16 protein-coding genes and 1 tRNA gene are annotated in these 12,335 nt (G+C 60.4%); 7 read left to right on the top strand and 10 right to left on the bottom strand.

What is annotated here, in order from left to right; all coding sequences use genetic code 11:
• Positions 1-51 precede the first annotated feature (51 nt).
• The 6 genes from WYS_RS08300 to purF all read left to right on the top strand — a co-directional run bounded on the left by WYS_RS08300 (position 52) and on the right by purF (position 4,892).
• The gene (locus WYS_RS08300; RefSeq protein ID WP_019177705.1) at positions 52-645 is read left to right on the top strand and encodes a TIGR00296 family protein; all 594 of its coding nucleotides are present in this window, start codon (positions 52-54) and stop codon (positions 643-645) included.
• A 3-nt stretch (positions 646-648) separates the two neighbouring features.
• The gene (locus WYS_RS08295; RefSeq protein ID WP_019177704.1) at positions 649-1,902 is read left to right on the top strand and encodes a dihydroorotase; all 1,254 of its coding nucleotides are present in this window, start codon (positions 649-651) and stop codon (positions 1,900-1,902) included.
• Positions 1,889-3,010 (top strand): YkgJ family cysteine cluster protein, encoded by a 1,122-nt coding sequence (locus WYS_RS08290; RefSeq protein ID WP_019177703.1) that lies wholly within the window; start codon positions 1,889-1,891, stop codon positions 3,008-3,010. Before WYS_RS08295 ends, WYS_RS08290 begins: the two co-directional genes overlap by 14 nt.
• A 69-nt stretch (positions 3,011-3,079) precedes the next feature.
• Positions 3,080-3,295, top strand: a complete 216-nt coding sequence (locus tag WYS_RS08285; protein ID WP_019177702.1) for an LSM domain-containing protein — start codon at positions 3,080-3,082, stop codon at positions 3,293-3,295.
• A 12-nt stretch (positions 3,296-3,307) separates the two neighbouring features.
• Positions 3,308-3,475 (top strand): 50S ribosomal protein L37e, encoded by a 168-nt coding sequence (locus WYS_RS15670; RefSeq protein ID WP_081579904.1) that lies wholly within the window; start codon positions 3,308-3,310, stop codon positions 3,473-3,475.
• Position 3,476: 1 nt separating this feature from the next.
• A complete protein-coding gene (purF, locus tag WYS_RS08280; RefSeq protein WP_019177701.1) occupies positions 3,477-4,892 on the top strand; it encodes an amidophosphoribosyltransferase in 1,416 nt (471 codons plus the stop codon).
• Between the two features lie 3 nt (positions 4,893-4,895).
• Here the strand turns inward: purF and WYS_RS08275 are convergent, their stop codons facing one another.
• On the bottom strand, positions 4,896-5,603 hold the full coding sequence (locus WYS_RS08275; RefSeq protein ID WP_019177700.1) for a 4Fe-4S double cluster binding domain-containing protein: 708 nt from the start codon (positions 5,601-5,603) through the stop codon (positions 4,896-4,898).
• A gap of 116 nt (positions 5,604-5,719) precedes the next feature.
• Here WYS_RS08275 and WYS_RS08270 point away from each other — a divergent pair.
• Positions 5,720-5,795: transfer RNA gene (locus WYS_RS08270), tRNA-Ala, on the top strand.
• On the opposite strand, the gene WYS_RS15665 is transcribed toward WYS_RS08270, so the two are convergent.
• From WYS_RS15665 to WYS_RS08225, 9 genes are all read right to left on the bottom strand, one after another.
• A complete protein-coding gene (locus WYS_RS15665; protein ID WP_081579903.1) occupies positions 5,774-6,781 on the bottom strand; it encodes a tyrosine-type recombinase/integrase in 1,008 nt (335 codons plus the stop codon). The two genes, WYS_RS08270 and WYS_RS15665, sit on opposite strands and share 22 nt — an antisense overlap.
• Before the next feature lie 71 nt (positions 6,782-6,852).
• Complete coding sequence (locus tag WYS_RS08260) at positions 6,853-8,814, bottom strand: hypothetical protein (protein WP_019177699.1); 1,962 nt, start codon at positions 8,812-8,814, stop codon at positions 6,853-6,855.
• Positions 8,811-9,074: a hypothetical protein gene (locus tag WYS_RS08255; protein WP_026068953.1), complete on the bottom strand. Its 264-nt coding sequence runs from the start codon at positions 9,072-9,074 to the stop codon at positions 8,811-8,813. Before WYS_RS08255 ends, WYS_RS08260 begins: the two co-directional genes overlap by 4 nt.
• Positions 9,071-9,244, bottom strand: a complete 174-nt coding sequence (locus tag WYS_RS16070) for a hypothetical protein (protein ID WP_155897741.1) — start codon at positions 9,242-9,244, stop codon at positions 9,071-9,073. The genes WYS_RS08255 and WYS_RS16070 overlap by 4 nt, the downstream gene beginning before the upstream one ends.
• A gap of 2 nt (positions 9,245-9,246) precedes the next feature.
• Positions 9,247-9,486 (bottom strand): hypothetical protein, encoded by a 240-nt coding sequence (locus tag WYS_RS08250; RefSeq protein WP_019177697.1) that lies wholly within the window; start codon positions 9,484-9,486, stop codon positions 9,247-9,249.
• 178 nt (positions 9,487-9,664) lie between these two features.
• Positions 9,665-10,021, bottom strand: coding sequence for a hypothetical protein (locus tag WYS_RS08240; protein ID WP_019177695.1), 357 nt, complete (start codon positions 10,019-10,021; stop codon positions 9,665-9,667).
• Positions 10,021-10,221 carry a hypothetical protein gene (locus WYS_RS08235; RefSeq protein WP_019177694.1) on the bottom strand — a complete coding sequence of 67 codons (201 nt, stop codon included), beginning with the start codon at positions 10,219-10,221 and terminating at the stop codon, positions 10,021-10,023. Before WYS_RS08235 ends, WYS_RS08240 begins: the two co-directional genes overlap by 1 nt.
• Positions 10,222-10,721: 500 nt before the next feature.
• Complete coding sequence (locus WYS_RS08230) at positions 10,722-12,110, bottom strand: hypothetical protein (protein ID WP_026068952.1); 1,389 nt, start codon at positions 12,108-12,110, stop codon at positions 10,722-10,724.
• Positions 12,107-12,283: a hypothetical protein gene (locus tag WYS_RS08225; protein ID WP_155897740.1), complete on the bottom strand. Its 177-nt coding sequence runs from the start codon at positions 12,281-12,283 to the stop codon at positions 12,107-12,109. Before WYS_RS08225 ends, WYS_RS08230 begins: the two co-directional genes overlap by 4 nt.
• Positions 12,284-12,335: the final 52 nt, after the last annotated feature.

Genomic DNA, 12,335 nt, shown 5'->3' with positions numbered 1-12,335 from the left:
CCACAAACCCATAAATGCTCTTAGGGCGATAGTCAAGTTCGAGGTCTCATCATGAAGGACAGCGAGGGCGAGGTCGCAGTGCATATCGCGCGCCAGGCGGTGGATGCGGAGGCCCGGGGCGCCACCAAGGGCAATGTGGACGCCCCCGAGAGCTTCCGGGAGAAGCGCGGAGCGTTCGTAACGCTGAACAGCTACCCCGACCACTTGTTGAGGGGCTGCATCGGCTTCCCCGAACCGACGTTCTCGCTGGCGAGCGCCATCCTGCAGGCCGCCGCGCATGCCTGCCACGACCCCCGCTTCGACGACCTCCAGGAGGACGAACTCGATTCCATAGTGGTCGAGGTGTCCGTCCTCACTCCCCCGCAGGAGATCAAGGCGGTCGATCGGAAGAAGCTTCCCGAGATGATCGATGTGGGCAAGGACGGCCTCATCGCGGAGATGGGGCCGTACCGCGGGCTGCTGCTTCCGCAGGTGCCGGTGGAATGGGGCTGGGAAGCGCAAATGTTCTTGGACCAGGTGTGCATCAAGGCGGGGATGGCCCCCAACATGTGGCTGGACAAGAGGACCAGGCTCTACAAGTTCCAGGCGGAGATATTCGCCGAGAGCTCGCCCCGGGGCAAAGTGGTCAGGAAGGAGCTGAGCTGAAACATGGACCTGGTGCTGGAGGGCCGCGCGTTCGTCAAGGGAAAGCTGTCCAACTGGTGCATCGGCATCGAGGACGGGAAGATGGTCCAGGTGGCCAAGCACCTGCGCGGCGACGAGCGCAGGGACTATAGCGACATGCTCATCCTCCCGGCGTCCATCGATCCCCACGTGCACTTCAGGGACCCAGGGATGACCCAGAAGGAGGACTTCTCCACCGGGACCCTGGCCGCGGCGTTCGGCGGGGTCGGCTGCGTCCTGGACATGCCCAACACCCTGCCTCCCGCGGTGAAGAGGAGCGACCTGCTGGAGAAGAAGGAAATCATCGCCCGCAAAGCCTGGGTCGACTATGGCCTCTTCGCCGGCTGCGTCCCCGGCTCCCGCATCGAGGACATGGCCCCCCATGCGGTCGGGTTCAAGCTGTTCATGGGCTCTTCCACCGGGAAGCTGCTCGTCACCGACGACGGCGAGATCGCCAGGATCGCCCGGCAGGTCAAAGCGACCGGCAAGGTGCTGAGCGTGCACGCCGAGGACGAGGGCCTTATCCAGAAAAGTGAGGAGGGGAGCCTCGAGGACCATCTGCGCAACCGTCCGGCCAGGGCCGAGGTCGCCGCGATCGAGCGCCTGGCCAGGCTGGACTGCCGCGTCAACGTGTGCCACGTGTCCTCGGCCGAGGGCCTGGCCGCGCTGGAAGGCAAGCCGTTCACGAAAGAGATCACCGCGCACCACCTGCTCCTGGACCGCTCCAGCGGCAGAGGGGCGTACGCCAAGGTCAACCCTCCCCTGAGGACCAGGGACGACCGGCTCGCGCTGCTGCAGGCCTTCATCGGCGGGAAGTTCGACATGATAGGCTCCGATCACGCGCCGCACACCATCGAGGACAAGGAGCGGGAGTTCGATACCGCGCCGTCCGGGATGCCCGGCGTCGAGACCACCGTGCCGATGCTCCTGGCCATGGTGAAGAAGGGGAGCCTGCCCCTGGAGGTGCTGGTCAGGGCGATGGCCGAGCGGCCGGCCGAGATATTCGGTCTGAACAAGGGGGCCATCGAGGAAGGGAAGGACGCCGACCTCATCGTGGTGGACCCCCGGGCCGTGGCGGGCATAAAGGTTAATAACCTCCACAGCAAGTGCGGCTGGACCCTCTTCGAGGGCTATGATGCCATTTTCCCCCGCGCCACCTATGTAAGGGGCAGAGCGGTGGTGGAGGACGGCGACATAGCCGGGGAGAGGGAGGGAAGGGACGTCGTTGCCGGCAAATGACCTTGACGTGGACATGTCCGAGCTGGAGAAGCGCAGGTTCACCTGTGACGAGAAGTGCGGACTATGCTGCCTGTGCCAGGCCGAACTCCTGCCCCACGAGGTCGACCTCTTCAAGCGCAGCTACCCCAACCGCATCGTGATGAAGGACCGGCCGCACCGGCACGTGGCCCTCGCTCTCAAGAAGGGAGAGGGGCCCTGCGACTTTCTGCTCCAGAACCGCCGCTGCTCCATCTACAAGGACCGGCCGCACTACTGCCGCCAGTTCCCGTTCCACATGTACCTGGGGACCCGCGTCCAGGTCGAACTGGACCTTTCCTGCCGCGGGGTGTGGACGGACCAGGGCGAGGACGCCCTGGTGGCGGGCGGGCAGCTGGTCGCCGAGAACGCTGAGGCGCTCCGGCGCACTCTTCAGGAATCGAGGGCGGTGTATCGCGAGTTCGAGGCCAACTGCAAGGAGGCGGGCATCTACCGCCCGGCGGAGGCGCTGAGGAGGGACCTCGCCCCCCAGATCCCCAGGTTCGCCGACGTGCAGTACCTCGCCAGGGTGCTGGACCTCTCCGCCGAGGAGGAAGAGATGGAGATCCCAGGGGACGCGGGTCCGGAGTACCCCCGCCGCGAGCTGGAGGGGTCGGCCATGGAGACCGGGCTCGAATCGCTTTCAGCCGAGGACGTGTACTCCGCCCCGGTGTACTGCGACCCGGTGGGCCGGTGGAACATCTTCCTGGCCCAGGACGGCGGCGTGGAGTGGTCGGTCATGAACGATGACGGGGGGCTGACGCCGGTGCGCACCATCGACCCGGCCCAGGTGAAGCTTCTCGCTCCGGAAGGCCAGGGGCTCGACGTGTTCACTTCCTACATGCGGACGCTGAACGCCCGGGACAGCGCGCTAGGCTACGCGTACTACCTCGTGGACGACTACGGCTACGAGGACTTCGTGGCCAACACCTACAACGGGACGATGGCCACTGCCGCCCTGGACCTGCTGTGGCGCGCCTCGCTCATCGCGCACGTACGCGGCGGGAAGCTGGACCGGCAGGGCATGATCGAGGGCATAATCGCCTACGACATGGACCGTCTGGACGCCCCCACCATCGGCGCCTTCCTGTGACGGTCAGCAAGCCATCCATCTAGCAATCTTCTTATACTCCTGGGATTATGGGGCAGATTGGTGGCTGTAATGCAGAAACCTCTCACCGTCCTGAACCAGGCGATCAACCGTCCCGTGATCGTCGAGCTGAAGGCGAACCGCGAGTACCGGGGCACCCTTGACGGGTACGATCCCCACATGAACTTGGTGCTCAAGAACGCCGAGGAGCTGATCAACAACGAAGTGGTGAGAAAGCTCGATGTAACCATCGTGCGCGGGGACAACGTCATTTACATTTCACCGTAAGGAGATGTGGACATGGGAAAAGGCACTCCATCAATGGGTAAGAGATCTAACGGCAAAGCACACGTCCCCTGCCGCCGCTGCGGGAGGAGCGCTTACAACGTCGCCAAGGGCGCCTGCGCCTCTTGCGGGTACGGTAAGACCGCGAGGATGAGGTCCTATTCCTGGGCAAAGCAGCACTAATATGGTCGAGATGATGGACGACCATCCCGGGCATTATTGCGGGGTTGTCGCCATGGCGTTGACCAACAACGCCGTCCCAGACCTTAAACGCGCTTTACGTGTTATCCAACACCGTGGCCAGGAGGCCGCGGGCATCGCTGTTTTCGACAACAACAGGACCAGCTACCTTCGCGGCATGGGTCTCGTCCATGAGGTCCTGGCCGGCAAGGAATATGAGAACCTGCAGGGCAACAACGGCATCGGGCACGTGCGGTACTCCACCACCGGCTCGTCCTGCGCGCAGAACTGCCAGCCCATCGTGGTCACCTCGGCCGCCGGGGAGGTAGCGCTGGGCCACAACGGCGACATCGTCAACTCCGACAAGATGCGCGCCAAGCTGCAGGCCGACGGCTGGGCTTTCCTTACCACCACCGATTCGGAGATAATCGTCCGCATCCTCGCCAACGAGCTGAAGTCCGGGCAGGACCCGGTCAAGGCGATCCGCAACACCATGCGCCACCTGGACGGGGCGTTCTCCCTGGTCATCATGATCGGCGGGAAGGTGTACGGGTGCAGGGACCCCTTGGGCTTCCGCCCCCTGTGCGTGGGCAAGCTGAGGAACGGCTACTGCCTCGCTTCCGAGTCCGCGGTCTTCGACATCCTGCAGGGCGAGTTCATCCGGGACATCCAGCCCGGGGAGGTGGTCGAGATCACCAAGGATGGGTTCACCACCACCAAGATGTCCAATCCCCCCCGCAGCGCCCACTGCATGTTCGAGTGGGTGTACTTCGCCAGGCCTGACTCCATCATCGACGGGAGGGAGGTGTACGACGTCCGCAAGAAGCTGGGCACTATCCTGGCGAGGGAGCAGCCCGCCGACGCGGACGTGGTGATACCGGTCCCCGATTCAGGACGCTCTCACGCTCTTGGCTATGCCATCGCCTCGGGGATACCGTACGACGAGGGGTTCATGAAGAACCGCTACGTCGAGCGCACTTTTATCATGCCCGAGCAGAACCAGAGGGAGGAAGGGGTGGGGCTGAAGCTCAACCCCATCAGGTCCACTGTCCTCGGCAAGAAGGTCGTGGTGGTGGACGATTCCCTGGTGCGCGGCACCACTCTCAGGAAGATCGTGCAGATGCTCCGCCACGCCGGAGCGAAGGAGGTCCATGTCCGCATCGGCTGCCCCCCCATACGCGCTCCGTGCTACTACGGCATCGACATGCGCACCCGCGAGCAGTTCGCCGCCACCGGGCGCACCATCGAGCAGATCGCCGAGTACCTCACCGCCGACAGCGTGGGATATACTTCGGTGAAGGGGCTGCAGGATGCCTTGGATGTGCCGGAGCAGGACCTGTGCCTGGCCTGCTTGACCGGGGAATACCCGACCAACATCCCCGGCGAGAAGATGCGCTTTCAGCAGCGCCTTGAGGTCTGAGCCTCACTCCTTCTTCCGCCCGTGAGGGCATACGTACAGGCACATCCCGCACACCCCGGGCCTGCCGCCCTGCTCCATGCTTCCTATGTATCGCTGGCAGCCCGGCGCGTCGTACCTCGCCTCCCGCGGCTCGCTCTCGACGAAGCTTCGTCCGGCGATCACGCCCGGCGGGCAGGCGTCCACGCACTCATGGCAGGAGCCGCAGCGCTGCTCCATCGGCTCTCCCGCAGGAAGGGGGGCGTCCGTGAGCACCGTAGCCCACCGCACCCGGGGGCCATGCCCCGGAGTTATGAGCAGGCAGCTCTTGCCGATCCACCCCAGCCCGGCGAGGTGAGCGGCCAACTTATGGGAGAAGATGGCGCACGCGCGCTCATCGTCCGCCCGCTCCGACGCGGGGATGGGGAACGCTCTGTACCCCTGCTTTTGAAGCTCCGAGCCAAGGCGGGAAGCGATGGCGTCGAGACGCAGGTTCACCGTCCTGTAGGCATGGGTGTGGTACCGCACCGCCACCGCCCTTTCGTCCCGCCGCGGCAGCAGGTCCACCAGAGGGTCCAGCAGGACCACCCCGACCGAGATGGCCTTCGGATAGCCGGCCACCTCGTCGCCGCCCTGCCTGCGTATCTCCTCTGTGGCTGAGCTGAGGTCCGCCACGCCGTAGATATCCCCTCCCAGCCGGCGCGCCAGCCGGGGAAGATTCTCCCATAGCTCCATGCCCCGGAGATGCCTCGGCGGGGCTAATAATGTTCCCGGTGTTTGGAATGGACATGGGGACTCTGGCCGGGCATAGGAACATTTAATTAGGTTGATTTCTTTGCCAGTTTCACACCGGGCAGGTAGATCAGTTGGAAGATCGCTACCTTGGCATGGTAGAGGCCGGGGGTTCAAATCCCCCCCTGTCCACCAATTATCTGGCTTTCCTCAGTTTGTACCATTTTTGGTACAACTAAGGCGTTTTGGTACTGGCTATATTGCTGCATCGCTTCGTCCATGTCCTCGAAGTCCAGGCCGAGATAGCGTATCGTGGTCCTGGTGTCGGCGTGTCCGAAGATCTTGGCGATCTTCTCTATCCTCACCCCGGAGCGGTACATCATGCGGCCGCAGGTCCTTCTCAGGTCGTGGTTCGTGAAGTAGAGCGTTTCGCCCTTATCTCCGACGACGATGCGCTCCCCGAGCCCGTAGAGCAGCTTGTCAATCCCTGACTTAGTGTAGGGGTACAACTTCCCCCCGCGCTCGTAGATAAGCAGATTGTCGGGAACTTTCACCTTAGGGTTCTTGGCCCTGGCCTTGGCCATCTCGCGGTTCCTGTAGTCTCTCAGCTCTGCCAGTATGTTTGGCGTTTCCGGATGCCAGCTTATTTGGCGGTACTTCCCGCCGTTGCGTCCCTTGCCGTGGATGAGGACTTTTCTCTGCTGGTTCCTGCCTGACTGGAAGGACGCGGTAGTAAGGCGTATCAGCTCGATACGCCTCATCCCCAGGTCTAGCTCGAAGTGAACGATAAAGCGTTCCATCCCCCGCGCCTCTTCCCTCACCTTCTTAGCTTCCCAATCCTCCAGCCAGCGCACCCTAGTCGGCGATGTGTCGCCGCATGGGATCTTCCACTTCTTGGCCTCGGGATGGTTCGCCCACCGGAGAAATATGAGCAACCTCCCGATCTCGTTCTCCTTGTATCGAGGCGTTCCGACGATAAATTCATCCCGCAGCCATTCGACATCTTCTTTCCTGACCTTGCGGGGGTTCACCGGACGCTTAAAATCGTTGAGGGCTTGGAAGAGGCGATGAAGTGACCAATCATATTGGTGGACCGTCAATTCGCTTCGCTCCTCATCTTCCCTCTTCTCCGTGAGAAAGGCGTTTAGCTCCTGCTCAAGAGCATACATCGGCCTTACCATTGTATGCCCTCTTGACGATAGATATCGAGCAGGAACGTATTAAACAAGCCCATCCCCCGAAAATTATTATTTTACGCGGAATTGCTGTTCTCCTGTTCCTGCTGTTCCAATGAGGTATCTGGCTCTTGGAACGAGTCAAGGCGGTTAACGTGTTCCACCGTCCCCGCTCCTGTTCCACCGAAGAACTCCTTATAGTCGGCCGTGGACAGAATGACCTTTATGCGGTCCTTCCTGCCGTAATGCCGTGATTTTATCCTGGGGTCATTCTCGAAGCAAGAGATCCTCGTCAACTGCTCGTGCCGGTATTCAAGCACGACCTCAACATCTTGCGTTCTAAGGTCCTTCCTCAGACGTTTGAGCATCTTACCAAGCGTGGAAGGATCTTCGGGCCATTCGACGGTCTTTGTTTTGAGACTGAGGTCCTTGGCCCTGTTGACCAACCATTTAAGGAGTTCTTCGTTCGTCCCATAGAAGCCCGTGCAACAATCCATGCTCAAAGTCTCCCTGGACGCTTCCTTGATGAGCGGCGCGATCATGCTCTGGTTTACGGCTTCGCTGTGCTGTTTCTCTTCGTACCCGCCATAGAGCTTGACAAAATCCTCTTGCTTTATCCCCATCGCGACTGATGCCGCCATCGCCCAGGTGTACCAGTCAGACATCCTTGGCTTGGCCGTGACCTTAAGCGTCGGCTTTATCGTCATGGCCTTGGAGACAACGGTCAGCAGCTCCCCCAGGATGTAGGGCCTCCATGCCAAAATCTCGGCCTTTACATCTGACTCGTTTCTCATCTTACTCTTGTCCAATTCGGGGACGCTTTCGAGCAGCAGACGGCTCAGAAGGTCAGACTGCTTTACCTCCTGGCTGATACCATTCAACCTAACGATGCACTTGAATTTCCTGATAAAATCATCATCGTCGGTGTAGAGCCCCCTGGTTGGTATCGTTATGCCGGTGATGCCTCTTGCCAGATCATCGGACATGTCTAGCGTTATGTGGCTCACGTTGTCGATAGGCATGATGTAATGCCGGTCCATCGCGCGGTGCAGTTCCTTTCTGTCTTTGAATGGCGGCATAAGGTCGATTGAACTCGGGTCGATCAACATCTTCTCTGCCCAGATCAGAGTGGACTTTGTGGAACCATTCGGTCCATCGAATGACATTCCAGCGTGGGCGATCTCAGGTATCAGGTCGGTCGCGAGATTTATCTTATACATCAGCTTGCCGTCCTTCGACAAGTTGAGGCTGTCAACGAACTTGTCCAGATATGTGCCGTCTGAAACCTTGGGCTCGTCCTGGGGCAGCATATGAGGATAGTGCTTGAATAGGATGGGCGCGTCCCCCAAGATATGCCAGCCGTTCGGGATATTGGGGTTGATAGCAATCACTCGCCTTCCCTGGTCGCTCAAGTAGTACATGAACGAGCCATCGTACTCAGCGACCCTGTTGAACAGCGGGTGTACGTTCTCGCCATGCAAAGCCTCCGCTCGAAGGGCCCTGACAACTTCTTTTATGGCACTCTCTTTGGGGATGTAATCGCCATAATCCAGGGACATTTTCGTTAGAATGTCCCCGAACTCGCCAGGGTCTTTCTTGGACAACCGGACGATGAATGGCGTCCCGTTCATTGTGACACGAACGTATGGATCGCCCCTCTGGTCCCTGAAAGCGTAGATATCACCGATCTCCGAGGCGAGTCCTAGAAGGATGGCAGATTCCTTCGGAGACTTCTTTTTCTTGGGCTTTCCTTCGTCGTCCTCTTCCTCAACGTCCTCCGGGTCCTTATCGGGCGCAGAGGCGGGTTCCTGCCCTCCCGGTGCGTTCTCTTTGGCCTTGTACGCGGCCAATGCCTCGCGTATCCTTGGGGCGACCGTGAGACATTCCCCGACTGAGAACAGGTGCTCCCATTCCCCGATACTTCTATCGAACGGCTCCACTCCGCTCTGGAGTCTCCGGCAGCCGTATCTCTTCCCCTCCTCGTTGGCTTCCTTATCTCGGACATAGATGAGGAAAATGGGTTCGGATGATGCGCTCAAGCCTCACCCCTCTGTTCATCGGCGCGTGGGTCCAGCTCTCCTTGGCTGGTCCAGCGGCCATTCACGACCGCGTTCTGGAACAGTCTGCCGTATCCCTCCCCGGCGATCTCCCCACCTCCCTCCAGGAATCTCCCATCATCGAGCATTTGCCGATAGGGGCGCTGGATAGGCTCCCTGAGCGGCCCCATGCGGTGGACCACGGCAAAGAAGGCCATCCGCTCCACCAGGAGGCAGAGCGAACGCCTGAACCGCGCGGTCATGGTTCTCTCCTCCTGCGGTCGGTGTCCCTCTTCCGCAGCCGTTGACGGTCCTGGCATCGGTCCCGGCAGCGACGACTACAGTATCCGTCCAGCGCCCAGTCGCTATAGTCGTCCTCGCTGATGCGGCAGCCGCACCACAGGCAGAGGGCCACCGACGATTCCTCGTACATGCTCACCGCCTCCCTTTGTCCGATGCTGCCGGATGCTCCTTCTGGCTCTTGCGGTTCCTGAGCATTTCACTGTGCTTCTCTTGGAACCTAGCATATTGTTCAGGGTGCCTCTCGGCTACGCGCTCTTTCAGGGCCTTGACCTTCTTCCGAGGAACACATTCCCTGGCATGGTGGGCGAAAGACCACCAGCCGTTGAACTCCTGGCCGCACTCGCAAACCACGCGGTCGCGGTCGTGAATCATGGACGCACCTCCCAGACCTGGGCGGTTGATAGCCGCTCTCTGCGCTCAGCCTCATGTCTCTTGAATAGCGTTTGGCAGGCCAGGCTACAGAATCCTTCGTCCACGATGTCGCTGCATCGGTCGTGGATGTCGGTCCCGCACTCACGGCACTCGGTGTACTTAAAACCGGACATGTCGCTCACCAGCCCCCCTCGATGACGGTATAGAAGTTTTCCCGGCCGTCATCGAACCTGATGGGGAATCCATGGTAATCTGGACACCTTGACCAGTAAGCATTCCATGCCTTGGCCATTTCCGCACCGATGTCCGTGTACTCCTGGATGATTCGTTGATAGAGGGGATCGTCGTCTGGCACGAACTCGACCTCTCCTTTCTTCCACCGGTCGAATATCAAGAAGGCCGCTACATGGGCCAGCGTCACCCCCCCGCTTGGATCTAGGATCTCCCCTTTCTTCGCTCCCGACTCGATCTCGGTCGGGTCCACGTACTCCTTGCGGGCGTGGCTGACGGCAATGTAGTATCTGCCCATGGCCATCACCGCTCCCCATCGACAATGGTCAGCCGACCGGCCGATGTGCGCTGATAAATAATCCTAGCTCCAGGGAACTGAGCGGCCATGCGGGCCAGCTCGGACATGGAGCCCAAGGGCATCCTTATTACGATAGCGAACGTGCCGATCGGTCCCAGCTCGGGGTTCTCGGCGCAATACTTAATCTGCGATTGGTTATCTTCCATACGCTCAACCTCTTAGTTTGAGCCCTGGGCGGGACGCCGACGCCTACCAAGCACGTGTCCCGCCTGGCAATTTTTTCTTCAGGTGTTCTCGATTCAAGCTCTGTTCATTCTATGATCTGTTGCCTATTTTCCAATCGCTCACCTCCCGACGCGCGGAAGCGGCCTTTCCTGCCACTTTGCCGCGGCCATTGGTCCATCTCCTGCTCCACTCCCGCAACGGTGCCCTGCGTTCGCGGGGGCACGTGCGCCGAGGATTTTTCGGGTGCGTTCACGCCGCGACCCTCGGTATGCTGGAAAAAGTCTGAGCCGCGCCCGAAGGAACGGAGAGGAACGGGCGGGCTCATCAGGGACCCCAGGCATGGCGAGACCGAGGGCGTCAGCTTGAAGATGGGGGCTGCTGGCCACAGGTGAGGACAAGCTGGAAACCCCAGCCAGCAGCTCCCGAACAAATCCGCCGGGTACGTCCCTAGCGGTGTCATCGCGAAAGGGGTCGGACGACATCAGCGCCTCCGACCCTTTTGTGCCTCTTCTTCCTTGTTCAGGAAGTCGTCGGCTTTCTTCGCCACGCCCCGGCTGACCATGCGCAAATATCCCAGAACAGAGCCCACCATGGCCAGGGCCAACAGGACCCTGAATGCCTGCGAGCCCTGGATCTTCTCGGCCGCGCCCGCCATGGTACCGATGAATTCGTCGAGCGGGGAAACCTCGGTACGCAACTGGAACGAAGTGTCGTTGTCTGCGGTGCGAGAGATCGTTGTCATGGAATGGCTGAGGTCGATAACGGCGTTGGAGCTGGCGAGCGAGTCGCTGCCGTAGACGTTGATCTCAACGGTACCGTTACGAATGATCTCGTCCTGGTCGGCCGTCGTGGCCATATCGCCCCATCCGAACCTGTACTGTCCGGCCAGAAGTTCCAGCTCCCACCCCTGGACCTGAATGGCCTTCCCCGTCGCCAACGCCATGACCTGCCACTCCGGCGGGTAGTCCATGGTGTAGTTCGCCGGTTTCGCTATCTGCACCTTGACCAGCGGGACCTGGATGTCAATGTATTTGACCGTCGAGTCGAGCTTGACGCCCTGAACCCAGGATATGATCTGGCCGAAGTAGTCCTTGACGCGGTAGTCGATGACCTCCCCGGCGGCGATGGTGATCTCATTGTTCCAGACCCGCTCCCACTTCCCGTTGTGGAAGACCTCTGGTATCAGGGTCTCCCCGGTCAGGCCGATGCCGGTGTACTGGTTGAAGAAGCTGAACTTAACATCGCACGGGGGTGCGACAGCCCTTAGGTCGTCGAGGTAAATCCTGCCTCCCCCCAGTTCCTCGCCGCCGATGTACCACAGCTCCAGGGAGTAATGGCTCCCGCCCAGACGGGCCAGGTTAAGAAATTCGAGATAATGCCAATGGTGATCGATGGCCAGCATCTGCGTGATGTTCCTGATGATCTGGTGGTCTTTGTCCCGGACCACCATGCTCAGGAAGAAGTGGCTAGTGGATTCACCTAAGAAGGGGAGGGAGGGCTCCCCGGCATACGCCAGCATCACGCGGTCGATGGCGTATGGGCTGAGAGAGGGATCGACACTCCACCGATAAACCGCGCTCTTGTTAGTACCGCCAAAGTCAACGGACACGCGCAGGGCGGCCTCGCCCTGCATCTGGATGCCGGTGACGTACTCCCGGCTCATGAGCTGGTGCGGATCGTATTCCTGGCCGACGCCGTATTCGGTGGCGTCGGTGAAGTCGAACGGGCACAGCATCTTGTACTTGCCAGGATAATCAATGGAGGGCGGAGGTTCCTCGAGAACCCAGGCCGAGGCCGATGGAACCGCCGCCAATGTTGACGACGCAAGGAGCATGCACAGGACGAGCATGGCGGCGAGGGAGCGGTTCACTTCCTGGACCTCCCGACCTCTTCTCGCTCAAGCCTTGCCGTTTCTGACCTGATGCCGCGCTTTATAATAACTCTGGCCAGGACGGTGTGCGGGAGGTCCTGCAACTCAGCTAGATGCTTCAGCGCATCGATGTCCTTCGGCTCAAGATTGACAGCATAAGGTTTCAGGTTCATCATATAAATGAACGAGAGATGATATTTAATAGGTGCTTAGCCATATCGCTAA

This window comes from Methanomassiliicoccus luminyensis B10 (assembly GCF_000308215.1).
In the GTDB taxonomy this organism is placed as follows: domain Archaea; phylum Thermoplasmatota; class Thermoplasmata; order Methanomassiliicoccales; family Methanomassiliicoccaceae; genus Methanomassiliicoccus; species Methanomassiliicoccus luminyensis.
The sequence above is the reverse complement of the archived record's forward strand: the minus strand, read 5'-3'. Positions and strand labels throughout refer to the sequence as shown.

Bases quoted from the DNA above. Each gene is read 5' to 3' on its own strand.
- WYS_RS08300 (WP_019177705.1), top strand. From the start codon at position 52: ATGAAGGACAGCGAGGGCGAGGTCGCAGTGCATATCGCGCGCCAGGCG.
- WYS_RS08295 (WP_019177704.1), top strand. From the start codon at position 649: ATGGACCTGGTGCTGGAGGGCCGCGCGTTCGTCAAGGGAAAGCTGTCC.
- WYS_RS08285 (WP_019177702.1), top strand. From the start codon at position 3,080: ATGCAGAAACCTCTCACCGTCCTGAACCAGGCGATCAACCGTCCCGTG.
- WYS_RS15670 (WP_081579904.1), top strand. From the start codon at position 3,308: ATGGGAAAAGGCACTCCATCAATGGGTAAGAGATCTAACGGCAAAGCA.
- purF (WP_019177701.1), top strand. From the start codon at position 3,477: ATGGTCGAGATGATGGACGACCATCCCGGGCATTATTGCGGGGTTGTC.
- WYS_RS08275 (WP_019177700.1), bottom strand. From the start codon at position 5,603: ATGGAGCTATGGGAGAATCTTCCCCGGCTGGCGCGCCGGCTGGGAGGG.
- WYS_RS15665 (WP_081579903.1), bottom strand. From the start codon at position 6,781: ATGGTAAGGCCGATGTATGCTCTTGAGCAGGAGCTAAACGCCTTTCTC.
- WYS_RS08255 (WP_026068953.1), bottom strand. From the start codon at position 9,074: ATGACCGCGCGGTTCAGGCGTTCGCTCTGCCTCCTGGTGGAGCGGATG.
- WYS_RS16070 (WP_155897741.1), bottom strand. From the start codon at position 9,244: ATGTACGAGGAATCGTCGGTGGCCCTCTGCCTGTGGTGCGGCTGCCGC.
- WYS_RS08250 (WP_019177697.1), bottom strand. From the start codon at position 9,486: ATGATTCACGACCGCGACCGCGTGGTTTGCGAGTGCGGCCAGGAGTTC.
- WYS_RS08240 (WP_019177695.1), bottom strand. From the start codon at position 10,021: ATGGCCATGGGCAGATACTACATTGCCGTCAGCCACGCCCGCAAGGAG.
- WYS_RS08235 (WP_019177694.1), bottom strand. From the start codon at position 10,221: ATGGAAGATAACCAATCGCAGATTAAGTATTGCGCCGAGAACCCCGAG.
- WYS_RS08225 (WP_155897740.1), bottom strand. From the start codon at position 12,283: ATGAACCTGAAACCTTATGCTGTCAATCTTGAGCCGAAGGACATCGAT.